Annotated in this window: 23 protein-coding genes; 21 read left to right on the top strand and 2 right to left on the bottom strand. The window is 70.0% G+C overall.

The genetic code is table 11. The features are described from left to right. Nucleotides 1–297: 297 nt before the first annotated feature. The 4 genes from F4560_RS24265 to murD are packed head-to-tail and all read left to right on the top strand — an operon-like array spanning nt 298 to nt 5,736. Nucleotides 298–1,827 carry a UDP-N-acetylmuramoyl-L-alanyl-D-glutamate--2,6-diaminopimelate ligase gene (locus F4560_RS24265; protein ID WP_312869453.1) on the top strand — a complete coding sequence of 510 codons (1,530 nt, stop codon included), beginning with the start codon at nt 298–300 and terminating at the stop codon, nt 1,825–1,827. Next, on the top strand, nt 1,824–3,284 hold the full coding sequence (locus tag F4560_RS24260) for a UDP-N-acetylmuramoyl-tripeptide--D-alanyl-D-alanine ligase (protein WP_184923492.1): 1,461 nt from the start codon (nt 1,824–1,826) through the stop codon (nt 3,282–3,284). The genes F4560_RS24265 and F4560_RS24260 overlap by 4 nt, the downstream gene beginning before the upstream one ends. Beyond that, nucleotides 3,281–4,369 carry a phospho-N-acetylmuramoyl-pentapeptide-transferase gene (gene mraY / locus F4560_RS24255; RefSeq protein ID WP_184923490.1) on the top strand — a complete coding sequence of 363 codons (1,089 nt, stop codon included), beginning with the start codon at nt 3,281–3,283 and terminating at the stop codon, nt 4,367–4,369. Before F4560_RS24260 ends, mraY begins: the two co-directional genes overlap by 4 nt. Nucleotides 4,370–4,371: 2 nt before the next feature. After that, a complete protein-coding gene (gene murD, locus F4560_RS24250; RefSeq protein ID WP_184929359.1) occupies nt 4,372–5,736 on the top strand; it encodes a UDP-N-acetylmuramoyl-L-alanine--D-glutamate ligase in 1,365 nt (454 codons plus the stop codon). Between the two features lie 6 nt (nt 5,737–5,742). Here the strand turns inward: murD and F4560_RS24245 are convergent, their stop codons facing one another. Further along, a complete protein-coding gene (locus F4560_RS24245; protein WP_184923488.1) occupies nt 5,743–6,081 on the bottom strand; it encodes a hypothetical protein in 339 nt (112 codons plus the stop codon). A 103-nt stretch (nt 6,082–6,184) separates the two neighbouring features. On the opposite strand from F4560_RS24245, the gene F4560_RS24240 reads away from it, so the two are divergent. From F4560_RS24240 to F4560_RS24160, 17 genes are all read left to right on the top strand, one after another. Then, complete coding sequence (locus F4560_RS24240; RefSeq protein WP_184923486.1) at nt 6,185–7,030, top strand: helix-turn-helix domain-containing protein; 846 nt, start codon at nt 6,185–6,187, stop codon at nt 7,028–7,030. Nucleotides 7,031–7,049: 19 nt separating this feature from the next. Then, on the top strand, nt 7,050–7,289 hold the full coding sequence (locus F4560_RS24235) for a DUF397 domain-containing protein (RefSeq protein WP_184923484.1): 240 nt from the start codon (nt 7,050–7,052) through the stop codon (nt 7,287–7,289). A 22-nt stretch (nt 7,290–7,311) separates the two neighbouring features. Then, complete coding sequence (locus F4560_RS24230) at nt 7,312–7,740, top strand: Imm1 family immunity protein (RefSeq protein WP_184923482.1); 429 nt, start codon at nt 7,312–7,314, stop codon at nt 7,738–7,740. 80 nt (nt 7,741–7,820) lie between these two features. Further along, on the top strand, nt 7,821–9,278 hold the full coding sequence (ftsW, locus tag F4560_RS24225) for a putative lipid II flippase FtsW (RefSeq protein ID WP_184923480.1): 1,458 nt from the start codon (nt 7,821–7,823) through the stop codon (nt 9,276–9,278). A 75-nt stretch (nt 9,279–9,353) separates the two neighbouring features. Further along, entirely contained in the window at nt 9,354–10,457 is a 1,104-nt protein-coding gene (gene murG, locus F4560_RS24220; protein WP_312869452.1) for an undecaprenyldiphospho-muramoylpentapeptide beta-N-acetylglucosaminyltransferase, read from the top strand. Then, nucleotides 10,454–11,854 (top strand): UDP-N-acetylmuramate--L-alanine ligase, encoded by a 1,401-nt coding sequence (gene murC / locus F4560_RS24215; protein WP_184923478.1) that lies wholly within the window; start codon nt 10,454–10,456, stop codon nt 11,852–11,854. The genes murG and murC overlap by 4 nt, the downstream gene beginning before the upstream one ends. Next, the gene (locus F4560_RS24210) at nt 11,851–12,618 is read left to right on the top strand and encodes a cell division protein FtsQ/DivIB (RefSeq protein ID WP_184923475.1); all 768 of its coding nucleotides are present in this window, start codon (nt 11,851–11,853) and stop codon (nt 12,616–12,618) included. The genes murC and F4560_RS24210 overlap by 4 nt, the downstream gene beginning before the upstream one ends. Nucleotides 12,619–12,727: 109 nt before the next feature. Beyond that, the gene (locus tag F4560_RS24205) at nt 12,728–13,240 is read left to right on the top strand and encodes a DinB family protein (RefSeq protein WP_184923473.1); all 513 of its coding nucleotides are present in this window, start codon (nt 12,728–12,730) and stop codon (nt 13,238–13,240) included. Nucleotides 13,241–13,449: 209 nt separating this feature from the next. Beyond that, nucleotides 13,450–14,820 carry a cell division protein FtsZ gene (gene ftsZ / locus F4560_RS24200; RefSeq protein WP_184923471.1) on the top strand — a complete coding sequence of 457 codons (1,371 nt, stop codon included), beginning with the start codon at nt 13,450–13,452 and terminating at the stop codon, nt 14,818–14,820. Nucleotides 14,821–15,161: 341 nt separating this feature from the next. Further along, entirely contained in the window at nt 15,162–15,866 is a 705-nt protein-coding gene (gene pgeF / locus F4560_RS24195) for a peptidoglycan editing factor PgeF (protein WP_184923469.1), read from the top strand. After that, nucleotides 15,863–16,561, top strand: a complete 699-nt coding sequence (locus F4560_RS24190; protein WP_184923467.1) for a YggS family pyridoxal phosphate-dependent enzyme — start codon at nt 15,863–15,865, stop codon at nt 16,559–16,561. Before pgeF ends, F4560_RS24190 begins: the two co-directional genes overlap by 4 nt. A gap of 71 nt (nt 16,562–16,632) precedes the next feature. Next, a complete protein-coding gene (locus F4560_RS24185; protein WP_184923465.1) occupies nt 16,633–17,250 on the top strand; it encodes a cell division protein SepF in 618 nt (205 codons plus the stop codon). A 20-nt stretch (nt 17,251–17,270) separates the two neighbouring features. Next, entirely contained in the window at nt 17,271–17,555 is a 285-nt protein-coding gene (locus tag F4560_RS24180) for a YggT family protein (RefSeq protein ID WP_033437765.1), read from the top strand. A gap of 45 nt (nt 17,556–17,600) precedes the next feature. Further along, a complete protein-coding gene (gene wag31, locus F4560_RS24175) occupies nt 17,601–18,425 on the top strand; it encodes a DivIVA-like cell division protein Wag31 (protein WP_184923463.1) in 825 nt (274 codons plus the stop codon). Between the two features lie 28 nt (nt 18,426–18,453). Then, nucleotides 18,454–18,957 (top strand): hypothetical protein, encoded by a 504-nt coding sequence (locus F4560_RS24170; protein ID WP_184923461.1) that lies wholly within the window; start codon nt 18,454–18,456, stop codon nt 18,955–18,957. 274 nt (nt 18,958–19,231) lie between these two features. Next, nucleotides 19,232–22,339, top strand: a complete 3,108-nt coding sequence (ileS, locus tag F4560_RS24165; RefSeq protein WP_184923459.1) for an isoleucine--tRNA ligase — start codon at nt 19,232–19,234, stop codon at nt 22,337–22,339. An 82-nt stretch (nt 22,340–22,421) separates the two neighbouring features. Beyond that, on the top strand, nt 22,422–23,309 hold the full coding sequence (locus tag F4560_RS24160; protein WP_184923457.1) for an aminoglycoside phosphotransferase family protein: 888 nt from the start codon (nt 22,422–22,424) through the stop codon (nt 23,307–23,309). Nucleotides 23,310–23,317: 8 nt separating this feature from the next. Here F4560_RS24160 and F4560_RS24155 read toward each other — a convergent pair whose 3' ends face one another. Next, nucleotides 23,318–23,884, bottom strand: coding sequence for an RNA polymerase sigma factor (locus F4560_RS24155; RefSeq protein WP_184929357.1), 567 nt, complete (start codon nt 23,882–23,884; stop codon nt 23,318–23,320). Nucleotides 23,885–23,958 lie beyond the last annotated feature (74 nt).

Genomic DNA, 23,958 nt, shown 5'->3' with positions numbered 1-23,958 from the left:
GCGGTGATCCGGGCGGGCGCGGCTTCCACAGTGGCCTTGGCGGCACCGCGGGTGGTGGGCGCGCGTTGCACCTGCCCTGGTGCCCGCGTCGGCCCTCCAGCCGAACTTCCGCAAGACTGCCACCGTAGGACCCGCGTCGGGCCACGACGAGGCCCGCGTGGGCAGGCGTGTTGCCCGCTCGACCGCATCCGGCCGTGCCGACCGGGGGAGGGGGTGGAGGTTGTGACGAACCCTCGGCACCGGTCCGGAGTGGACGTGCCGGGCGACCACTCTCCGTACGCCGGTAGCCTTCCGCGCGTGCCTGCCAAGCTAGGGGGCAAGGTCGCGACCGCTCCGCCTCGCCCTTCCCGCACCCAGCCCGTCGCCGTGTCCGAACTCGCCACGACGGTCGACGCGCACCTGACCGCTCCCGACCGGGCACATGTCCAGGTCGGCGGCGTGACGTTGCGCGCCCAGCACGTCCGACCGGGAGACCTGTTCGCCGCATTGCCGGGCACACGCGTGCACGGCGCCGACTTCGCCGCCCAAGCCGTGGAGAACGGCGCGGTGGCCGTGCTGACCGACGCGGAGGGCGCGGAGAAGGTCCACGGGGTGCCCGTGCTGGTGCACCCGGACCCGCGCGCCGTGCTCGGGCACCTCGCGTCCCGCGTCTACGGTCACCCGTCGACCAGGCTGAACGTGTGGGGCGTCACCGGCACGTCCGGCAAGACCACCACCAGCTACATGATCGACTCGGTGCTCCGGGCGGCCGGTCGCGCCACGGGGCTCATCGGCACGGTCGAGACGCGCGTCGCCGGTCGCCGGCTGGACAGCGCCCTCACCACGCCCGAGGCCCCTGACCTGCAAGCCCTGCTGGCCGTGATGCTCGAATGCGGCACCACGGACGTCACCATGGAGGTCTCCAGCCACGCGCTGCGCCTCGGCCGGGTCGGCGGCGTCGGGTTCTCCATCGGCGCGTTCACCAACCTCTCCCAGGACCACCTGGACTTCCACCCCGACATGGAGGACTACTTCCGGACCAAGGCCGAGCTGTTCGACGGCCGGGCCCACACCGAAGTGGTCTGCGTGGACGGCGAGTGGGGTCCCCGGCTGGTCAAGGACCACACCGTCACGGTCGCCACGACGAAACCGGCCGACTGGACGTCCGCCGACGTCACCGTGTCCGCGACCGGCGAGCAGGCGTTCACCGCGCACGGCCCGGACGGCGTCACGATCGACGTCGAGCTCAGCCTCCCCGGCGACTTCAACGTCGCCAACGCCCTCCTCGCGATCGCCTGCCTGCACTCCCAGGGCGTCCCGACCGAGGCCATCCGCGAAGGCTTGAAGAACGTCCAGGTCCCCGGCCGGATGCAGCGCATCGACGAAGGCCAGGGCTTCACCGCAGTCGTGGACTACTCGCACAAGCCCGCGGCCGTCGCGCTCGCCCTCGACGCGGTCCGCGCCCGTGCCACCGGCCGGATCATCACCGTCCTGGGCTGCGGCGGGGACCGTGACACGGCCAAGCGGCCACTGATGGGCGAGGAGGCGGCCCGGCGCAGCGACGTCCTGGTCGTCACCGACGACAACCCGCGCAGCGAGGACCCGGCGGAGATCCGGGCGGCGATGCTGCGCGGCGCGCTGGCCGTGCCGGACGACGAACGCGGCGAGGTCGTGGAGATCGGCGACCGCCGCGGCGCCATCGAGCACGCCGTGTCCCTCGCACGCGCCGGCGACGTCGTCGTGATCGCGGGCAAGGGCCACGAGACCGGCCAGGAGGTCGCGGGCGTCGTGCACCCGTTCTCCGACGTGGACGCACTGACGAACGCGATCCGGGGAGCCGTCAAGTGATCCAGCTGAGCCTGGCCGAGATCGCCGAGGCGGTCGGCGGCAAGCTGCACAACGCCACCGGCGCCGAGGTGGTCACCGGCAGCGTCGAGTTCGACACCCGCAAGGTCACGGTCGGCGGCCTGTTCGTGGCGCTGCCCGGTGAACGCGTCGACGGCCACGACTTCGCCGCCCAAGCGGTCACGCAGGGTGCGGTCGGCGTGCTGGCCGGACGCGAGGTCGACGCGCCGGCCGTCATCGCGCCGCCCGTCGAGCAGTCCGCCGGCAAGGCCTACGTGCTGTCCGGCGACACGGACGGCGCGGGCGCGGCGGTGCTCGCGGCACTGGCCAGGCTCGCCCGGCACGTCACGGACCGGCTCGAAAACCTGACCGTGATCGGCGTGACCGGCTCGTCCGGCAAGACGTCCACCAAGGACCTCATCGCCCAGGTCCTCGCGCCCCTCGGCCCGACCATCGCGCCGCCCGGCTCGTTCAACAACGAGCTGGGCCACCCGTGGACCGCCCTGCGCGCCGACGAGACCACCCGGTTCCTGGTGCTGGAGCTCAGCGCCCGGGGCGTCGGGCACATCGCCGAGCTGTGCCGGGTCGCCCCGCCGCGCGTCGGCGCCGTGCTGAACGTCGGCAGCGCCCACGTCGGCGAGTTCGGCTCACGGCAGGGCATCGCCCAGGCCAAGGGCGAGCTGGTCGAGGCGCTGCCCGAGGACGGCGTCGCGGTCCTGAACGCCGACGACCCGCTGGTCGCGGGCATGGCCCCGCGCACCAAGGCCAGGGTGGTGCTGGTCGGCGAGCACCCGAACGCCCACGTCCGCGCGACGGACGTCGAGCTGGACGAGCAGGCCCGCGCCCGCTTCACGCTCGTCACGCCGAAGGGCGAGGCGGCCGTCCGGCTCGCCGTCCACGGACCGCACCAGGTCGGCAACGCCCTCACCGCCGCCGCGATCGCCCTCGAACTCGGCGCGACCCCGGAGCAGATCGCGCAGAGCCTCGGCAACGCCGAACGGGTCTCCGCGCATCGCATGGCGGTCTCCGAACGTCCTGATGGTGTGACGATCGTCAACGACGCGTACAACGCGAACCCGGAGTCGGTGCGCGCGGCCCTGAAGTCGCTCGCCACCATCTCCAGGGCCGCCACGCCCGCCCGCCGGAGCTGGGCGGTGCTGGGCCCGATGGCCGAATTGGGTGCGGATTCGATCCGCGCGCACGACGAGATCGGACGGCTCGCGGTCCGCTTGGACATCAACAAGCTGGTCGTGGTCGGTCAGGACGCCCGAGCGATGCAGCAGGGGGCGCACCTGGAAGGATCATGGGGAGAAGAAGCGATTTTGGTGCCCGACGTGACGGCGGCCGTCGAGCTGCTGCGCGACCAGGTGCGGCCCGGTGACGTCGTCCTGGTGAAGGCATCCAACTCATACGGCCTGTGGCGGGTTGCCGAGGCTCTCCTGGAGGCGGTCAGCAAGTGAAGAGCATCCTCATCGCGGCGGCCATCGCGCTGATCGCGTCGATCATGCTGACGCCGTACCTGATCAAAGTCTTCTCCCGGCAGGGTTTCGGCCAGGAGATCCGCGAAGAGGGCCCGCAGAGCCACAAGACCAAGCGCGGCACGCCCACCATGGGCGGCGTCGCGATCCTGGTCGCGATGTGGGCGGGCTACCTCGGTTCGCACCTGGTGAACTCCATGTCGGCGTCCGCGCAGGAGCAGACGCCCAGCGCGTCCGGCCTGCTGGTGCTGATGCTGACCACGTCGCTCGGCCTCGTGGGCTTCCTGGACGACTTCATCAAGATCCGCAAGCAGCGCAACCTGGGCCTGAACAAGACCGCGAAGCTCGTCGGCCAGTTCCTCGCCACGATCATCTTCGCGGTGCTGGTCATCCAGTTCCCGAACAAGGACGGGTACACGCCCGCGTCCGTGAACCTGTCGTTCGTGCGCGACATCTCCGTGGTGTCGTTCGGCGTCGTCGGTTTCGTGGTGTTCTGCTACGCCGCGATCAGCGCCTGGTCGAACGCGGTGAACCTGACCGACGGCCTGGACGGTCTGGCCGGCGGCACGTCCGCGATGGTGCTCGGCACCTACGTGGTGATCAGCTTCTGGCAGTTCCGCTACAACTGCTCCAACCTGCTCGTGGCCGGCTGCTACGACGTGCGCGACCCGCTGGACCTGGCCGTGGTCGCCGCCGCCGCGATGGCCGGCTGCATCGGCTTCCTGTGGTGGAACGCCGCGCCCGCCAAGATCTTCATGGGTGACACGGGCTCGCTCGCGCTGGGCGGTCTGGTGGCCGGTCTGGCCATCACCACCCGCACCGAGCTGCTGATGGTCGTCATCGGCGGTCTGTTCGTGGTCGAGGCGCTGTCGGTGGTGTTGCAGGTCGCGGTCTTCCGCACGTCACGGCGGCGGCTGTTCCGAATGGCGCCGTTCCACCACCACTTCGAACTCGCCGGCTGGGCCGAAACCACGGTGATCATCCGGTTCTGGCTGCTCGCGGGCATGTGCTGCATGCTCGGGCTCGGCCTGTTCTACAGCGAGTGGCTGACCGCGGTCGAGAGCTGACCATGGGATTCCTCTCAGGTCGTCACGTCCTGGTCGCCGGCGCCGGGGTGACCGGCCGGTCCGCGGCGGAGGCGTTGCTGGCGGCGGACGCCGTGGTGACGGTGACCGACGGTTCGGCCGACAACCTCGCCGCGCTGGAGCAGCTGCTGCCCGGCGTGACGCTGGTGCCCGGCTTGGTCGCGCCGCCGCCGGGGACCGACTTGGTCGTGACCAGCCCCGGTTGGCGCCCGTCCAGCCCGTTGCTGGTGGCGGCCGCGGCGGCGGGCGTCGAGGTGATCGGCGAGGTCGAGCTGGCCTGGCGGATGGGCATGGAACTGGCCGACCCGCCGACGTGGCTCGCGGTGACCGGGACGAACGGCAAGACGACGACCGTCGGGATGCTGGAGTCGATCCTGCGCGCGGCGGGGCTCGACGCGGTCGCGTGCGGCAACGTGGGGTTGCCGGTGGTGGACGCGTTGCTGGCCGGGCGTCGGGTGCTGGCGGTGGAGTTGTCGAGCTTCCAGCTGCACTGGTCGCCATCCGTGCGGCCGTTCGCCGGGGTGCTGCTGAACCTGGCCGAGGACCACTTGGACTGGCACGGGACGTTCGAGGCGTACGCGGCGGCGAAGGCCGGTGTGCTGACCGGTGAGGTCGGGATCGGCGGGGTGGACGACCCGGTGGTGGCGCGGCTGTTGGCGCGGTCGTCGGCTCGGGCGCACATCGGGTTCACGCTGGGGTCGCCGGAGGAAGGTCAGCTCGGGGTCCACGACGGGCAGTTGGTGGACCGGGCGTTCGGGGCTTCGGACACGGTGTTGCTGCCGGCGGACGACGTTCGGCCTGGTGGGCCTCCCGGGATCGCGGATGCCCTGGCTGCTGCGGCTTTGGCCCGTGCGCACGGCGTTCCCGCTTCGGCGGTGGCACGTGGGTTGCGCGAGTTCCGGCCGGGGGCGCATCGGGCGGTGCTGGTGGCGACGGCCGGTGGGGTTTCGTACGTGAACGACTCGAAGGCCACGAATCCTCATGCTGCTGCGGCGTCGTTGCGGTCGCACGAGCGTGTGGTGTGGGTGGCCGGCGGGTTGCTCAAGGGTGCGTCGGTGGACGAGTTGGTGCGCTCGGAAGGGCATCGGCTGCGTGGTGCGGTGGTGATCGGGGCGGACCGCGAGGTGATCGCTTCGGCGTTGGCCAGGCACGCGCCGTCAGTGCCGGTGGCGGTGCTGGATGACGCGTCTGACGCTGCCATGGAAAACGCCGTGCGCGCTGCCCGTTCGATGGCTCAGGACGGGGACGCGGTCGTGCTGGCCCCGGCGGCGGCGTCGATGGACATGTTCAGCGACTACGCCCATCGCGGGCAGGCGTTCACCGAGGCCGTGCTGAAGCTGACCGGCTGAGCTGGTTCACCGGGACCGCTGACCGAGGTCCGGGTAGATGCTGTCCGGGTCTTTGAGGTAGGTGTGGGCGGCGTCGATCACCGGGCACGGCCAGGGGGTGCGGGTGAACCGGCCGTCGATCCACGTCGGTGCGCAGCCGAGGCAGAGGCCGAGGATGTCGGCTTGGTGGTTGCCCAGCGTGCCGCGCAGGGCGGCGATCAGGCGGGGGACTTCGGTGCGGGCCACGGTGAGGATGGTGTCTTCGTCGGTCTGGTGCTCGTCGGTCAGCTGCTCGACGGCGTCGAGGTAGCCGAGCATGTCCTGGTCCAGCAGGGAGAAGGCGCGAGACAGCGCGTCGGAGATCATGCGGCCAAAGGTGCACCTCAGATGGGTGTGATGCAACTGCGCATCGTGCCTATCGGCATAAGTTCACCCGATCAGTGGCCTGGTTTCCCGCTAATGTCGCACCATGCCGCAGAACCAAGGTCCGGGAGTCCGGCGACGCGTCCTGGCGAGCGCGCTGACCCAACTCCGGGAGGAGGCCGGGCTCGACTTCGATGACGTGGTCGAGAACCTGGGCTACTCGAAGTCGAAGATCAGCCGCATCGAATCGGCGTACACCGGTGTGTCCATAGTAGACACCAAGGCGCTGGCCGAGCTTTACGGGGCCGCTCCGGAGAAGATCGCCTGGTTGCTGCGGTTGGCGAAGGTCGCGAAGAAGCGCGGCTGGTGGCATGTGTACGGCGATGTGCTGTTCGACTGGTTCTCGGAGTACGTGGTCCTGGAATCCGAAGCCACCACGGTCAACATCTTCGAGATCGACCTCATCCCCGGCCTCTTCCAAACGCCGGCCTACTCGTGGTCGTCCATGCGTGCCTACGCACCGGACGCGACCGACGAGGTCATCAACAAACGCGCCGAGCTGCGCCAGACGCGGCAGCGCCGGGTGGAGGACGGATCGCTGTCGGTGTGGGCGATCATCGATGAGGCGGCACTGCGTCGGGCGGTCGGTGGCGCGGAAGTGCACGCGGAACAGTTGAACCACCTGTCGAAGGTGGTCGAAATGCCCAATGTGACGCTCCAGGTGCTGCCTTTCGGCAAGGGCCAGCACATGGCGATGGGCACCGCCTTCCACCTGCTGAAGTTCGTTGACTTCCCGAGTGTCGTCTACATCGAGAACCTGACGGGTGGCCTCTATTTGGACGAAGCGGCCGAGGTCGAGCGGTATAGCCTGGTGTTGGATCATCTGCGTGCCACGGCGCTCGACCCGCAGGACTCGATCGCACTGATCAGGCGGGTGATCGGTGGCCTCTAGCTCGCCCAGGGAGATCGTGATGTCGGAGTGGCGTAAGAGCAGCCGCAGCAACGGCGGTGGTGAGTGCGTCGAACTGTCGGTCTGGCGCAAGAGCAGCCGGAGCAACGGTGGCGGTGCCTGCGTGGAGGTCGCCTCGTCGGTCGACGCGTTCCGCGTCCGCGACAGCAAGAACGCAACCGGCCCGACCCTGTCCTTCACCGACCGCTCGATGACCGCGTTCCTGGCCACCGCCAAGCGCGGCACTCTCGACCACGCGTGACCGGGCGCCGACGATGACGATCATGGCCACGTGGACCGACTTCGTGCCGGGCACGGAGTGGGAGCGGGCGACGCATGAAGTCGAGCTCGCGTCGCGGGCGGAGGTCCGGGAGTTCGTGGACCTGCTCGCCTGGCCGAACACCAGCGAGGCGGTCCTGATGCACACCGCCCGCCCGCTCCGGACGAACGAGTTCACCGGCGAGGTGGGCAGCGATCACCACGTCGTCGTGGGTTTCTTCAAAGGATTCGGTTACGTCGAGTACACCGACACCGATCAGGTCAGTCGGATCGTCGGCGATCTTTCCTCACCGGAGTGGCGCACGACGGTGAGTGACCACTTCCCGCCTGGCACCGGCGTTTCCCCGGCCACGCTGATCGCCCTGATCGACGAATTCCGCGTCACCGCCACCCGTCCCACCATCGTCCAGTGGCGGCACGCTTCAGCCGGGTAGCCTGGCGTGATCATGGTCGCGATGGGCGACACGCGGCGGATTGTCGGCTTTCGCCGCCCGCAGGGGGAGACGATGGGCGCATGACTGCGGTGGACCGTACTCCGGTGGAGCGACCGCCCGGAGCGCGGCGGCGTACCGGGCGTGCCAAGCGCGCCGTCACGCGGACGTCCTTGACCGCGTGGCTCGGCCGGCCGTTGGCGGACTTCCACCTGCTGCTCGCCATCTTCGGCATGCTGACCGTGCTCGGCCTGATCATGGTCCTGTCCGCGTCCGCCCCGGACGCCGCCGCCGGCGGTGAGTCCGCCTACAGCGTCTTCAAGAAGCAACTCCTGTACGTCGGCGTCGGCGCGGTGATCTTCCTGATCGTGCTGCGCATCCCGCTGCGCACGATCCGGCACGGCAGCACGATGGCGATGCTCGTCTGCGTGGTCCTGCTGGTCCTGGTCCTCACTCCACTCGGGACGATGGACTACGGCGCGCAGTCGTGGTTCAAGGTCGGATCGGTTTCGTTCCAGCCCATCGAGCCGGCGAAGCTGGCACTGGCGCTGTGGGGCGCGCACGTCCTGGTCACCAAGCGCGCGCTGCTGGACCAGTACCGGCACATGATGGTCCCGGTCGTCCCGGTGGCGATGCTGGTGTTCGCGCTGGTCATGCTGCAACCGGACCTCACCGGCACGATCACGCTCGGTATCGTGCTGATCAGCCTGCTGTGGTTCGTCGGCGCGCCGATGCGGATCTTCGGTGTCATCGCGATCGGCGCGGTGACGGGGGTGCTGGTGCTGGCGCTCGGCGCGGACTACCGGCTCAAGCGGGTGGAGAGCTTCCTCAACCCGGAGGCGGACCCGCAGGGTGACGGGCTCCAGGCGTTGCAGGCGCTCTACGCGTTGGCCGAGGGCGGGTTCCTCGGAAAGGGCCTCACCAACGGCAGTTCGAAGTGGCGTTATCTGCCCAACGTCCACAGCGACTTCATCTTCGCCGTGATCGGCGAGGAGCTGGGCTTCATCGGCTGCCTGCTGGTCCTCGGCCTGTTCGGGCTGCTGGCGGTCGTCGGCCTCCGCATCGCCGCGCGCAACACCGACCCGTGGATCCGGATGGTGTCCGCGACGCTGACCGTGTGGCTGGTCGCGCAGGCCGCGATCAACATCGGCTACGTGGTCCAATTGCTGCCCACCACCGGCATCACGCTGCCGATGATCTCCTCCGGCGGCACGTCCATCGTCACCACGATGGTGGTGTTCGGCATCCTCGCCAACTGCGCGCGCCACGAACCGGAAGCGGTCTCGGCGTTGCGCAAGCTCGGCCCCGGTCGGGTCGGCGGCGCGCTGAAGCTGCCCGCGCCCGAGGCGTACAAGCCGCCGCCGAAGCGCCGCCCCTCACGACCGTCCACGCCGCCACGCGGTCGCAAGGCCGCGCCGCCGCCCGTGGACGAGAGGCGGATGGCCGGTCGTCACGCTCCGCCGTCGGAGTACCGTCGTCGCGAATCCCGAAAGGCCGGCCAGGACCGGGACGTGCGGTCCCGGCGCCGTGACGGGCGTTAGCCGTTCACGAAGCCGATCCAGAAGCGGTCCACCGAGCGGTTCACGAAGCGGTTCACCTATACGAGGAGGAAGTGCGTGACCAGGGTTCCCCAGCAGGTCGGACCGTGTGTGGTGGTCGCCGGGGGCGGCACCGCCGGGCACATCGAGCCCGCCCTGGCCCTGGCCGACGCGGTCATGCGGCTGCGGCCCGACGCGCGCGTGGTCGCGCTGGGCACCGAGCGCGGTCTGGAGAGCAGACTCGTGCCGGCCCGCGGCTACCCGCTGGAGTTGATCCCGCCGGTGCCGATGCCGCGCAAGCCGACGCCCGACCTGCTCAAGCTGCCGATGCGGGTGCGTGCCGCGGTCCGTGACACGCGTGCGGTGCTGGAACGTGTCGGCGCGGACGTCGTGGTCGGCTTCGGCGGCTACGTCGCGCTGCCCGCCTACCTCGCCGCGCGCGGCCGGGTGCCGATCGTGGTGCACGAGGCCAACGCCAAGGCCGGTCTCGCCAACAAGGTGGGCGCGAAGTTCGCCGAACGGGTCGCCGCCGCCGTGCCCGACTCCGGTCTGACCGACGCGGAGATCATCGGCATCCCGCTGCGCTACTCGATCACGTCCCTCGACCGCGCGGCGCTGCGCGCACAGGCCCGCGCCCACTTCGGGCTGCACCCGACCGCGCCGACGCTGCTTGTGTTCGGCGGCTCGCAGGGCGCCCGGTCGATCAACAACGCGGTGTCCGGCGCGGCGTCGGCGTTCGCCCAGGCCGGGATCGCCGTCCTGCACGCGCACGGCCCCAAGAACACGGTGGCGGTCCAGTCGGTGCCGGGCGCGCCGCCGTACGTGCCGGTGCCGTACCTGGAGCGGATGGACCTCGCCTACGCGGCGGCGGACGCGGTGCTGTGCCGGTCCGGCGCGATGACGGTGGCCGAAGTGTCCGCCGTGGGCCTCCCGGCGGTGTTCGTGCCGCTGCCGCACGGCAACGGCGAGCAGGCGCTGAACGCGTCCACAGTGGTGTCCGCCGGTGGCGGCATCCTGGTGCCGGACGAGCAGTTGACGCCGGAGTGGATCTCGGCGAACGTGGTCCCGCTGGTGGCGGACCGCAACCGGCTGGCCGCGATGACGACGGCCACGCTGAGCACCGGTCACCGTGAGGCCGACGAGGTGCTGGCCCGCATCGTGCTTGAGGTGGTCAAGAAGTGAGTGACGTCCTGGACCGGGTGCACCTGGTCGGCATCGGCGGGGCCGGCATGAGCGGCATCGCGCGCATCCTCCTGGCACGCGGCGCGCACGTGTCCGGCTCGGACGCCAAGGATTCACGCACCGTGCTCGCGTTGCGGGCGCAGGGCGCGCAGATCGCGGTCGGCCACGCCGGCGCGAACCTCGACCTCCTGCCCGACGGCCCCACGGCGGTCGTCGTGTCGACGGCGATCCGCGAGGACAACGCCGAGCTGGTGGAGGCCCGCGCACGCGGCGTGATCGTGCTGCGGCGGGCCGAGGCGCTGGCCGCGTTGATGCTGGACCACCGGGTGGCCTGCGTCGCCGGCACGCACGGCAAGACCTCGACCACGTCCATGCTCACGGTCGCTCTGCAACATTGCAGAATGGACCCGTCCTTTGCGATCGGCGGTGACCTGAACGAGTCCGGGGCCAACGCCCACCAGGGCACCGGCGGGGTCTTCGTCGCAGAGGCCGACGAGAGCGACGGCTCGTTCCTCTTCTTCTCGCCCTCGGTCGCGGTCGTGACCAATGTCGAGGCCGACCATCTGGACCACCACGGCACCGTCGAGGCGTACGTGGCCGTGTTCGACTCGTTCCTGGAGCGGATCCAGCCGGACGGCGTGCTGGTCGCGTGCGCGGACGACCCGGGCGCGGCGGCGCTGGCCGAACGGGCCGCGAAGCTCGGCATCCGGGTCCGCCCGTACGGCCGCACGGCTTCCGGTCCCGGCTCGGCCCGGCTGCTCGACTACCGGCCCGAAGACGGCGGCGGCGTGATGAAGGTCGAACTCGACGACGACGAGGTGCTGGACGTTCGGGTGGCCGTGCCCGGCGAGCACATGGCGGGCAACGCGCTCGCCGCGCTGGTCGCCGCGCTGGAACTGGGCGCGGACCGCAAGGGCGTGCTGGCGGGTCTGGCCGCGTTCGGCGGCGTGCGCCGGCGGTTCGAGTACAAGGGCCAGGCCGCGGGCGTGCGGGTGTACGACGACTACGCCCACCACCCGACCGAGGTGTCCGCCCAGATCGCCGCCGCCCGGCCGGTCGCCGGCGACGGCAAGCTGGTCGTGGTGTTCCAGCCGCACCTGTACTCGCGGACCCGGCTGTTCGCCGAGGAGTTCGCCGCCGCCCTCGGCACGGCCGACGCCGTCGTGGTGCTCGACGTCTACGGCGCTCGTGAGCAGCCGGAGCCCGGTGTGACCGGTGCGCTGGTCTCGGGCCTGGTGCCGCTGGATGTCGGCAAGGTGTTCTACGAGCCGTCGTTCGACCGGGTGCCCACGTTGGTCAAGAGCCTGGTCGGCGAGGGCGACCTGATCGTCACCATGGGTGCGGGCGACGTCACCATGCTCGGCCCGGAGATCGTCGGCGAGCTGGATCGGACATGAGTGCGACGGCGGCGCGTCGTCGCCCGGCCGCGTCCGGCCCGGACTCCCGCCCGGCGCCGCGTCGTCGCCCGCCGCGCGGCAGGTCACGTCGTCCGGTGCGGCGGCCGTACCGGCGTGCGGTGGTGCGCCGCCGGCTGATCGCGATCATGATCATGCTCGTGGTGACGGCGGTCGTCTGCACGGTCTGGTTCACGCCCGCGCTCGGCGTCCGTGAGGTCGAGGTGCGTGGCGCGGTCCACCTGACCGGCGACCAGGTCCGCGAGGCCGCCGCCGTCGAGCCCGGCACGCCGTTGGTTCGGGTGGACGTCCACGCCGTCGACGCCAGGGTCCGCGAACTGCCCCGCGTGGCCGGGGTGCACGTCGAACGGCTGCTGCCCGGCACGCTGCGGCTCACCGTGGACGAGCGGGACCCGGTCGCCATGATCATCTCTCCGGACGGCGCGCACCTCGTGGACGCGACCGCCAAGGACTACGCCACCGTGACCAGTCCGCCGTCCGGGCTGCCGGAGCTGAGGGTGGGTCCGGACGCGCTCGCCGCCGCCGTCGGCGTGATCACGCAGCTACCCGAGGCGTTGAGGCGTGAAGTGCTGATCGTGACCGCGGACACACCGTCGGACGTCCGGGTGACGTTGAGCGCCGGTCGGGAGGCCCGCTGGGGTTCGTCCGCCGACACCCCGCGCAAGGCCGCCGTGCTGGAGGTCCTGATGACCCGCAAGGGCACCGTGTTCGACGTGTCCAGCCCGGAGCTGCCGACCGTGTCGTGAGATCGGCGTCGTGGGATCGGCGTGGTGGGATCGGCGTGGTGAATACCGCCACACCGGTCGATGGTGAAAGTCGATCGCCCGGCCCGGACCCGGCGGCGATACTCCGGGGATGACCCAGACGCCGGTGGACAACCGGATCGAACTTCCTTTCACCGGCGACGAACGCACCCTGCTGGGCGGATTCCTGGACTTCCTGCGCGGCACGATCGAGCTGAAGTGCGCCGGTCTGAGCGACGAGGACGCCCGGCGTTCCGTGCTCCCTTCGCAGCTCAACACCGCTGCGGGGGTCGTCAGGCACCTGCGTTGGGTGGAGCACTACTGGTTCGAGGTCGCCCTCGGCGGACGGCCCAGCGCGGCCCCCTACACGCAGGAGGACCCGGACGCGGATTGGCGCGTCGAGCCGGGTGAGACGATCTCACGATTGATCGACGACTACGCTGCGCAGTGCACGGTGAGTCGGGAACTCGTCGCGGGCCTCGATCTCGACCACGAGGTGGCGTTCCGCGGCGACAAGGTGCTTTCCGTGCGCTGGGTGCTGATCCACATGATCGAGGAAACGGGTCGGCACGCGGGGCACCTGGACGTGGTGCGGGAACTGCTCGACGGGATGACCGGCGAGTAGAGACCGCTCACCCGGTCAGGACACAACACGGCGTGGCTGCTGGACCGAGGCATTCCCGATGCATAACGTCCAGCAGGAACATACGGGGTTGACATAACTCTGAACCTCTGGTTGAGAGTTTCAATCCGGGTGGAGATCCGTCCGGGCTGTGACACCGGTGGTCATCCACTCCAGCACATGAGCACGGACACGATCAGGAAGGCGGACCGATGACGCCCCCGCACAACTACCTCGCGGTGATAAAGGTCGTCGGCATCGGCGGTGGCGGTGTCAACGCCGTCAACCGCATGATCGAGGTCGGGCTCAAGGGTGTCGAGTTCATCGCGGTGAACACCGACGCCCAGGCGCTGCTCATGTCGGATGCCGACGTGAAGCTCGACATCGGCCGCGAACTCACCCGCGGCCTGGGAGCCGGCGCCAATCCCGAAGTCGGCCACAAGGCCGCCGAAGACCACCGTGAAGAGATCGAGGAAGTCCTCAAGGGCGCGGACATGGTGTTCGTGACCGCCGGTGAAGGCGGCGGCACGGGCACCGGAGGCGCGCCCGTGGTGGCCTCGATCGCCCGCAAGCTCGGCGCGCTGACCATCGGTGTGGTCACGCGACCGTTCTCGTTCGAGGGCAAGCGCCGCGCCAAGCAGGCCGAAGACGGAATACAGGCCCTGCGCAACGAGTGCGACACCCTCATCGTGATCCCCAACGACCGGCTGCTCCAGCTCGGCGACATCGGCGTTTCGCTGATGGACGCGTTCCGCTCGGCGGACGAGGTGCTGCTGTCCGGTGTCCAGGGCATCACCGACCTGATCACCACCCCCGGTCTGATCAACCTCGACTTCGCCGACGTCAAGTCGGTCATGTCCGGCGCGGGCAGTGCCCTGATGGGCATCGGCTCTGCGCGGGGCGAGGGGAGAGCGGTCCAAGCCGCCCAGAAGGCGATCAACTCGCCGCTGCTGGAAGCGTCGATGGAGGGTGCGCACGGCGTGCTGCTCTCGATCGCCGGTGGCAGCGACCTCGGGCTGTTCGAGATCAACGAGTCGGCTTCGCTGGTGCAGGAAGCCGCCCACCCGGACGCGAACATCATCTTCGGCACGGTCATCGACGACTCGCTCGGTGACGAGGTTCGTGTGACGGTGATCGCGGCGGGTTTTGACAGTGGCGGGCCGACACACAAGAAGTTGGAGCCTCAGGCTCTGTCCAGCCCGCCGCGAGGCACCCCGGTGGCAACCGCCACCGCGGGTCAGGTCAACCACACCCAGCCGGAGCACCACCAACAGCCGCACCAGCAGCCGCAGCCCGTGCAGCACCAGCCGCACCAGCAGCCCGTGCAGCACCAGCAGTCGCAGCCCGTGTCGCAGCAGATGGACCAGCAGCCCCCGGTCGTGCCGCCCCGTCCCGTCGTGCCGCAGCAGCAGCCCGGCCAGGGCAACGGCCAGTCCCAGTACGGGACGCCGCAGCCGACCATGCCCAGGTCGCTGACGCCGGGGATGCAGGGGAACACCGGCGGCACGTTGCCGAACCGGGCCGTGCCGGTGACCGACGACCCCGACGACGAGGTGGACGTGCCGCCGTTCATGCGGCGCTAACCCCTCGCCACACCACCGACGCCGCGCCGTCCCACCCGGGACGGCGCGGCGCCGCCATGTCACCCCCTGCGCGAGTCGAACCTCCAGGTCCCGCGTGTCGAACACTCAGGCCCCGTGAGTCCTACGTTCAGGTCCCGTGAGTCCTACGTTCGGAACGCGTGAGTCCTACGTTCGCGACCCCCGAGTTCAACGCTCAGTACAAGATCGTTTGTTCTGAGCGTTGAACTCGGGGGTCCTGAACGTAGGACACGGTGGTCCTGAAGGTACGACTCGCGCGTTCTGAACGTAGGACTCACGCGGGACCTGGAGGTTCGACTCGCGGGGTCTGGGAAGCTGGGGGTGTGCGCATCCGTCGTGTCGTGACCACCCGTGAAGGTGGCGTGTCCAAGCCGCCGTACGACTCCTTCAACCTCGGCGACCACGTCGGCGACGACCCGGCCGCCGTCGCGGCCAACCGGAAGCGGCTGGCCGAGGGCATCGGCCTCGAACCGGAACGCCTGGTGTGGATGGAACAGGTGCACGGCCGGACCGTCGCCGTGGTGGACGGGCCGGTCGACGGGCCGCTGGAGGCCACCGACGCCGTCGTCACCGCACAGGAACGGCTGGCGCTGGTGGTGCTGACCGCGGACTGCGTCCCGGTCCTGCTCGGCGATCCGGAATCGGGCGTGATCGGCGCCGTGCACGCCGGACGCGTCGGCGCACGTGTCGGCGTCGTCCCGGCGACCCTGGACCGCATGGTCGAACTGGGGGCGCGGAAGGACCGGATCGAGGTGCTGCTCGGCCCGTCCGTCTGCGGGCAGTGCTACGAGGTGCCCGCCGCGATGCGCGCCGACGTCGAGAAGCACCTCCCCGGCAGCGCGTCGAAGACCCGGTCCGGCAAACCGGCGCTGGACCTGCGGGCCGGCCTCTGGCAGCAGCTCGCCGACGCGGGCGTGGGCAGGCTCGGCCTGGACCCCCGGTGCACGTTCGAGGAGAAGTCGTTGTTCAGCCACCGCCGCACTCCGGGCACGGGGCGGCTCGCGGGCGTCATCTGGATGGAGTCATGAACCGGCGCGAAGAGCTGGCCCTGTCGCTGGCCGAGGTCACGGAGCGGATCGCCAAGGCTTGCGCGGCGGTGGGGCGGTCACCCGAAGAGGTGGACCTGTTAGCCGTCACGAAGACGTTCCCGGCCGAGGACGTCGCCATCCTGAGCGACCTCGGGCTGGCCGACTTCGCCGAGAACCGCGACCAGGAGGCCAACCGCAAGACGGCCGAGTTCGCCGGACTGCGCCCGGACGCGCCCGCGAAGTGGCACATGGTCGGCTCGCTCCAGCGGAACAAGGCCAAGTCCGTCCTCCGCTGGGCGCACCGGATCGACACGGTCGACTCGATCCGACTCGCCGACGCCATCGCCAAGGCCGCCACCGAGCCGGTCGAGGTGCTGATCCAGGTCAGCGTCGACGGCGACGAGGCCCGCGGCGGTCACCCGATCGGTGACCTTCCGCGACTGGCCGATCACGTAGCACTATCGAGTGAACTTCTTTTGCGCGGTGTGATGACTGTCGCACCCCTTGGCATGTCTCCACAGCAGGCGTTTGCCGCTCTATACGAAGCGGTAACCCGCTTGCGGGACGATCATCCCGATGCCACCGTGATCTCGGCGGGGATGAGCGGTGACCTTGAGGACGCCATCGCGCACGGATCCACGTGCGTGCGTGTCGGAACAGCGTTGCTGGGCAGCCGGAGGCTAGCCTCGCCGTAACTGTCCGGAACCTCTGGGACGGCCGCGACGTCCTTGCGGGTAGGGATCTCGGCGGAGGAAGGGCTCAAGCCATGAGCGGGTTTCACAAGCTGAAGGCCTACTTCGGGATGGTTCCCGCCGAGTACGCCGACGACCCGGCCGCCTACGAGGAGGACCGGCGCTACGCGGACTACAGGGCCGAGTACCCGGATTCGGAGGAGTACGAGCCCTACCCCGAGCAGCGGACGGCCCGCCGCCGTTCCCCCAACGGCTACCGGGCCGAGTTGGACGTCGCGGACGAGCTCGAGCCGGAGCGCGGCGTTCGTCCACGACGTTCGTGGAGCCCGGAGACGCAGGGCGCGCTGGCGGTCGAACCGCAGCGCGAGCCGGTCGGCAGGCTGCGACCTGCCGCCGACCCGCCGAGCCACCCGCTCGCCCGCATCACCACGCTGCACCCGCGCAGCTACAACGAGGCGCGGACCATCGGCGAGCACTACCGCGACGGCACGCCGGTGATCATGAACCTCACCGACATGGACGACGCGGACGCCAAGCGGTTGGTCGACTTCGCGGCCGGGCTCGCGTTCGCGCTGCGCGGTTCGATCGACAAGGTGACGAACAAGGTGTTCCTTCTCTCACCACCGAACATCGACGTGACGGCTGAGGACCGGAGGCGCCTGGCGGAGGGCGGGTTCCTCAACCAGGCCTGAGAGATGGCACAGTTGACGCTGTGGATGCCCTCTGGCTCGTGGTCTACTACGTGTTGTTCTCGTTCTGGCTGCTGCTCACGGCGCGTGTCGTCGTGGAACTCGTCCGAAGTTTCGCCAGAGGATGGCGGCCTGCGGGCGGTGTCGCGGTGGCGCTTGAGACCGTCTACACCGTGACCGATCCCCCGGTCCGGCTGCTGCGTCGGATCATCCCGACCGTGCGGATCGGGGGCATCGGACTGGACTTGTCCATTATTGTGCTGTTGCTGGTCGTTATCATTCTGATGCGAGTAGCCGATCCCAGGTGAGGGGACCAGGGATGTCCACAGCCCAGGAGTGCGTGAGGTGATCTGATGCCGTTGACCCCCGCGGACGTGCACAACGTCGCGTTCAGCAAGCCGCCGATTGGCAAGCGGGGCTACAACGAGGACGAGGTGGACGCGTTCCTCGACCTGGTTGAAGGCGAGCTAGCTCGCCTGATCGAGGAGAACAACGACCTGCGCCAGCAGGTCGAGCAGCTCGACCAGCAGGTCGAGACCGCGCGTGCCGACCTCGAAGACGCCCGGGCGAAGGTTGCCGCGGGCGTCGGCCCGAGCCGTGTCGTCGACGAGCCGCGCCGGCTCGCCCCGGTGCCGCCCCCTTCGGCACTGGAGCAGACCGCTCCCGGTGGCGGTGGCGGCGGTGGCGACCACCACGTTCAGGCCGCGAAGGTGCTCGGTCTGGCCCAGGAGATGGCCGACCGGCTCACCGGTGAGGCCAAGGCCGAGGCCGACGGGATGCTGTCGGAGGCGCGGACCAAGTCCGAGCAGCTGTTGTCCGAGGCGCGAGCCAAGGCCGACACGATGGTCAACGAGGCGCGCACGCGTGCCGAGACCATGCTCAACGACGCGCGGACCCGCGCCGAGACGTTGGAGCGGCAGGCCCGTGAGAAGGCCGGCGCGCTCGACCGTGACGCGCAGCGCAAGCACGCCGAGGTGATGGGCAACATCACCCAGGAGAAGAACACGCTCGAGAAGCAGATCGACAAGCTTCAGACGTTCGAGCGCGAGTACCGCACCCGGCTCAAGACGATGCTCGAGTCGTCGCTGCGAGACCTTCAGGACCGGGGTCCCGCCGCGCCGTCCGACGGGCGTCAGCAGGGTGGCTACTCCTTCGGGGCGCGCGCCGAAGCCGGCTGATCGGCGTAGCTGATCTACTCTGCTCGACGTGCTCTACATAGTCCTGCTGTTGGTGCTGGCAGCCCTGGGGTTGCTCGTGCCCGCGCTGACCAGCGCCCAGACCTATTGGGCGTGGTTGTCCGTGGGCGCGAGCGGGGCCGCTGCGGTGGTCCTCGTGCTCGACTGGTGGCTTCGTCACCGGGCGGGCGCCCAGGCTGCCGGCACAGACGTTGTTGATCACCCTCAGGTTAGCGTTGGTGATCAACAGCGCGGGACGGGGGTGGAGGAGGTCGAAAGTTCACCTGATCAGGCAGAAGTCGAGCCTGGCGAGGAGGACACGGACGCCGCCGACTCCCTGATCGTGAGCGAGCTCACCGACGAGGTGCGGGTACTGGACGAACGTCCCCGCTACCACCTCGCCGCGTGCTCCTGGCTCGCGTCACGGCCTTCGCTGGGCCTGCCGATCAACGAGGCACGCCAGCTGGGCTTCACGCCGTGCGCGGTGTGCCGTCCCGACTCAAGCCTCGCGGCTCTGAAGCGGGCGACGCCGTGACCCCGCGAGTCGCGCGGTCGGCAAAGTGGTTTGCGCGGTTCGGCTACCCTGGGTGGTAGCAAGGCGTTGATCCGGCCATCACCGGGGAGCTTCCGGAAGAACGGGCGCGTGCCAGGTGGGACGCGCCTCAGTAGAACCGGACGGGTGCGGCCCGTCACAGCCGTCGAAGAGAGGCCAGTGCCTTCGCGCCCTGGCAAGCGGGGTGGTACCGCGGTGCGCCGTGACCGGCGTGTCGTCCCCGTGAGCCGGTTGGACGCACGCGAGGAGCAGCACGATGGCCTACCCGAAGGCAGGCGAGGGTTCCGTTCCCTCCCAGCCGTCCTTCCCCGCCCTCGAAGAGGGTGTCCTCGACTTCTGGAAGTCCGACCGGACGTTCCAGGCCTCGATCGACGCCCGACCGGCGGGGGACAACGGGGCGAACGAGTTCGTCTTCTACGACGGCCCGCCGTTCGCCAACGGCCTGCCGCACTACGGCCACCTGCTCACCGGCTACGTCAAGGACGTCGTCCCGCGCTACCAGACCATGCGCGGCAAGCACGTCGAGCGCCGGTTCGGCTGGGACACCCACGGCCTGCCCGCCGAGGTCGAGGCGGAGAAGCAGCTCGGGTTCTCGTCGAAGAGCGAGATCGAGGCGTTCGGCATCGAGAAGTTCAACGAGGCCTGTCGCGCGTCGGTGCTCCAGTACACCGACCAGTGGCGCGACTACGTGACCCGGCAGGCCCGCTGGGTGGACTTCGACAACGACTACAAGACCCTCGACCTGGACTACATGGAAAGCGTCATGTGGGCCTTCAAGACCCTGTGGGACAAGGGTCTGGTCTACGAGGGCTTCCGGGTGCTCTGGTACTGCTGGCGCTGCGAGACGCCGCTGTCCAACACCGAGACCAAGATGGACGACACGTACCGGGACCGGCAGGACCCGGCGGTGACCGTCGGCCTGCGCCTGGAGACCGGCGAGCTGGCCCTCGTCTGGACGACGACCCCGTGGACGCTGCCGTCGAACCTGGCCGCTGCCGTGCACCCGGACGTGGACTACGTGACGGTCGAGGCGAACGGCGAGCGCTACCTGCTCGCCGAGGCCCGTGTGCCCGCGTACGCCCGTGAGCTGGGCGAGGAACCGCCGGTCGTGGCCCGCTGCAAGGGCGCCGACCTGGTGGGCCGGAAGTACGCCCCGCCGTTCGACTTCTTCGTCGGCCGGGAGAACGCGCACCAGGTGCTGGCCGCCGACTACGTCACCACCGAGGACGGCACGGGCCTGGTCCACATCGCCCCCGCCTTCGGTGAGGAGGACAAGCTCGTCACCGACGCGGCGGGCATCGAGGTCGTCGTGCCGGTGGACGCCCACGGCCGGTTCACCGTCGAGGTGCCGCCGTACGAGGGGCTGCAGGTCTTCGAGGCGAACAAGCCGATCATCCGCGACCTGAAGGAAGCGGGTCTGCTGCTGCGCCACGAGACCTACGACCACCCGTACCCGCACTGCTGGCGGTGTGACAACGCGCTGATCCAGCGTGCGGTGTCGTCGTGGTTCGTCGCGGTCTCGCAGTTCAAGGACCGGATGGTCGAGCTGAACGGGCAGATCAACTGGGTGCCCGAGCACATCAAGGACGGCCAGTTCGGCAAGTGGCTGGAGAACGCCCGCGACTGGAACATCTCCCGCAACCGGTTCTGGGGCTCGCCGATCCCGGTGTGGGTGTCGGACGACCCGGCGTACCCGCGGGTGGACGTGTACGGGTCGTTGGACGAGCTGGAGCGCGACTTCGGCGTGCGTCCGGCCGACCTGCACCGGCCGACGATCGACAACCTGACCCGGCCTAACCCGGACGACCCGTCCGGGCAGTCCGTGATGCGCCGGGTGCCCGAGGTGCTGGACTGCTGGTTCGAGTCCGGCTCGATGTCGTTCGCCCAGGTCCACTACCCGTTCGAGAACGCCCAGTGGTTCGACGACCACTACCCGGGCGACTTCATCGTCGAGTACAACGGCCAGACGCGCGGCTGGTTCTACACCATGCACGTGCTGGCCACGGCGCTGTTCGACCGGCCCGCGTTCCGCAACTGCGTAGCGCACGGGATCGTGCTGGGCGACGACGGGCAGAAGATGTCCAAGTCGCGCAAGAACTACCCGGACGTCAACGAGGTCTTCGACCGCGACGGCTCGGACGCCATGCGCTGGTTCCTGATGGCGTCGCCGATCCTGCGTGGCGGTGACCTGGTGGTCACCGAGCGCGGTATCCGTGACGCGGTGCGGCAGGCCGTGCTGCCGTTGTGGAACTCCTGGTACTTCCTCGCCCTGTACGCCAACGCGGACGGGGTCGAGGGGACCTGGCGGACTTCGTCGTCGCACGTGCTGGACCGGTACGTGCTGGCGAAGACGCACGACCTGGTGGCCGACGTGACCGCGCAGCTGGACGAGTACGACATCTCGGGCTCGTGCGCGTCGATCCGGGAGTTCCTGGAGGTGCTGACCAACTGGTACGTGCGGCGTTCACGCGACCGGTTCTGGTCGGGCGACCAGGACGCGATCGACACCCTGCACACCGTGCTGGAAGTCGTGTGCCGGGTGACCGCGCCGTTGCTGCCGTTGACCACGGAGTCGGTGTGGCGCGGGCTGACCGGTGGCCGGTCGGTCCACCTGGCGGACTACCCGTCGGCGGCGGACCTGCCCGCGGACGACGCCCTGGTGGCGGCGATGGACAAGGTGCGGCAGGTGGCGTCCACGGCGTTGTCGCTGCGGAAGTCGAACAAGCTGCGGGTGCGGCTGCCGTTGGCGAAGCTGGTGATCGCTTCCGCGGACGTGGCGCAGTTGGCGGCGTTCGCCGAGGTGCTGCGGGACGAGGTGAACGTCAAGGAGGTCGAGCTGACCTCCGACGTGGACGCGCACGGCCACTTCGAGCTGGCGGTCAACGCGCGTGCCGCCGGGCCGCGGCTCGGGCCGGAGGTGCAGAAGGTCATCAAGGCCGTCAAGGCCGGTGACTGGCAGGAGGTGGACGGTCGCGTCGTGGCGGCCGGGATCGAGCTGTTCCCGGAGGAGTACGAGCAGCGGCTGGTGGCGACGGACAAGGGCGCGACGGCGGCGTTGCCGAACGGCGGCGGGCTGGTCGTGCTGGACACCGTGGTGACGGAGGAGCTGGCGGCCGAGGGCATGGCCCGTGACCTGGTGCGGGTGGTGCAGCAGGCGCGCAAGGACGCCGGGTTGGACGTGTCCGACCGGATCGCCCTGACGTTGCAGCTGCCGCCGGCGGTCGAGGCGGCGGTGCGGCAGTTCGAGGCCTTCGTGAAGGAGGAGACCTTGACCGAGTCGATCGAGTACGGCGAGGTCACCGAGGGCTCGGACGGTGTGGTCGGTGACGGCCAGAAGGTCCGGGTAGCGGTGCGCCGGGTCTGACGCGACGGCGGTATGAGGAGGGGTCGGGAGCATTCGTCCCGGCCCCTCCTTCGCGTTTCCGCAAGGTCAGGGAGGCTTGTTGGTGGACGAGTTCACGTTCGACCGCGACCTGGTGCGAGCGCTGCTGAGAGAGCAGCACCCGGATCTCGCGGACCTCGAACTCCGGGACGTCGACGGCGGCTGGGACAACCGGCAATGGCGACTCGGGGAGGAACTGGCCGTGCGGCTGCCGCGCACCGAGCGCGCGCCTGCTCTGCTGCACACCGAGCAGACGTGGTTGCCGCTGTTGGCGAACCGCCTGCCGCTGCCGACACCCACCCCGGTGCGGATCGGCAGACCTTCGAGCCTGTTCGGGCACACCTGGACGATCGTGCGCTGGGTCGAGGGCGAGCCCGCCGATCACACGCCGGTCACCCGCGTCGACGAGGCCGAGGTCCTCGCGGAGTTCCTCAGGGCGCTGCACCACCAAGCGCCCGCCGACGCGCCGGTCAACGCCACGCGAGGCATCCCTCTGGCGGGATTGCGGGAAGGGGCCGAGGACTGGTTCGGGCTCATCGGCGATCACCCGAGCGCCGACAGCGTGCGGGACGTGTGGGAGAAGGCCGTGGCAGCACCTGTCTGGCTGGGCGCGCCGCTCTGGCTGCACGGTGACTTGCACCCGGCGAACGTGGTCGTCCGGGACGGGATGCTCGCCGGGGTGATCGACTTCGGCGAGCTGTGCGCGGGCGATCCGGCGACAGATCTTTCCGCCGCCTGGATCCTGTTGCCGGCAGGCGCGGCCGGTCGGTTCTTCGACGCCTACGGGCAGGCCGACGAAGCGACCGTCACCCGCGCCCGTGGCTGGGCCGTCCTGCGCGCCCTGGGCCTGATCGGGATCGGGCGGAACGGGAGGCTCGGTCTGCCAGGGGGAAAACCGACCTGGGAACCGGCGGGCTACGCCACCCTCGAACGGGTCCTGGCGGTGAGCTGACGGCCTGGTCAGCGGATGTCGTGCTGTTCCAGGCGTTCTCTCAACCGGGTCAGGCAACGGCCCCTTGTCGGGCCGATCGAGCCGCGGGGCATGGAGAGGGCTTCGGCTACGGCGCGGTATTCGGCTCGGCCGGCCAGGACGGTCAGGCGGAGCAGTTCCTGGCAGCGGCGGGGGAGGGTGGCGAACGCCTGCCAGAGGCGGCGGTCGCGGTCGTCGCGGAGGGCTTCCGGTTCCGGCAGCCAGCGGTCGTCGGGCATGTCCATGGCCGAGTCGGTGGACAGCGCCGGGCGGCCGTTGCGGTCCCGCCAGGCCCGTTGCGCCTCACGGCGGGTGGCCACGATGAGCCAGCCGGCCACCGCACGCGGTTCGGCGAGGCGGTCCAGGTGGCGCAGGAGGCTCAGCCAGACGGTCTGCACGACGTCCTCGGCGGTGGCCTGGTCCAGGCCGTTGCCCCTGGCCACGTGCCACACCAACGGCGTCAGCTCGGTCACCAGCGAGTCCAGCGCGGCACGTGAGCCGGCACGGGCGGCCACGACCAACGCGGCCTGACGCTCGTGGACGGAGGCCTGCGCCATGATCGCGGCCACGCCCAGGTCGTCGGTCCCCGGATCCTCCGGGATGGCTTCGACAAGCTCGGCGCGCAGCTGGT

Origin of the sequence: Saccharothrix ecbatanensis (assembly GCF_014205015.1) — a bacterium.
GTDB lineage: Bacteria > Actinomycetota > Actinomycetes > Mycobacteriales > Pseudonocardiaceae > Actinosynnema > Actinosynnema ecbatanense.
Note: the sequence above shows the minus strand (reverse complement) of the source record. Positions and strands in the feature narration are given on the sequence as shown.

Bases quoted from the DNA above. Each gene is read 5' to 3' on its own strand.
- murD (WP_184929359.1), top strand. From the start codon at position 4,372: ATGGGATTCCTCTCAGGTCGTCACGTCCTGGTCGCCGGCGCCGGGGTG.
- F4560_RS24245 (WP_184923488.1), bottom strand. From the start codon at position 6,081: ATGATCTCCGACGCGCTGTCTCGCGCCTTCTCCCTGCTGGACCAGGAC.
- F4560_RS24240 (WP_184923486.1), top strand. From the start codon at position 6,185: ATGCCGCAGAACCAAGGTCCGGGAGTCCGGCGACGCGTCCTGGCGAGC.
- F4560_RS24235 (WP_184923484.1), top strand. From the start codon at position 7,050: ATGTCGGAGTGGCGTAAGAGCAGCCGCAGCAACGGCGGTGGTGAGTGC.
- F4560_RS24230 (WP_184923482.1), top strand. From the start codon at position 7,312: ATGGCCACGTGGACCGACTTCGTGCCGGGCACGGAGTGGGAGCGGGCG.
- ftsW (WP_184923480.1), top strand. From the start codon at position 7,821: ATGACTGCGGTGGACCGTACTCCGGTGGAGCGACCGCCCGGAGCGCGG.
- F4560_RS24210 (WP_184923475.1), top strand. From the start codon at position 11,851: ATGAGTGCGACGGCGGCGCGTCGTCGCCCGGCCGCGTCCGGCCCGGAC.
- F4560_RS24205 (WP_184923473.1), top strand. From the start codon at position 12,728: ATGACCCAGACGCCGGTGGACAACCGGATCGAACTTCCTTTCACCGGC.
- ftsZ (WP_184923471.1), top strand. From the start codon at position 13,450: ATGACGCCCCCGCACAACTACCTCGCGGTGATAAAGGTCGTCGGCATC.
- F4560_RS24190 (WP_184923467.1), top strand. From the start codon at position 15,863: ATGAACCGGCGCGAAGAGCTGGCCCTGTCGCTGGCCGAGGTCACGGAG.
- F4560_RS24185 (WP_184923465.1), top strand. From the start codon at position 16,633: ATGAGCGGGTTTCACAAGCTGAAGGCCTACTTCGGGATGGTTCCCGCC.
- wag31 (WP_184923463.1), top strand. From the start codon at position 17,601: ATGCCGTTGACCCCCGCGGACGTGCACAACGTCGCGTTCAGCAAGCCG.
- ileS (WP_184923459.1), top strand. From the start codon at position 19,232: ATGGCCTACCCGAAGGCAGGCGAGGGTTCCGTTCCCTCCCAGCCGTCC.
- F4560_RS24155 (WP_184929357.1), bottom strand. From the start codon at position 23,884: ATGGCGCAGGCCTCCGTCCACGAGCGTCAGGCCGCGTTGGTCGTGGCC.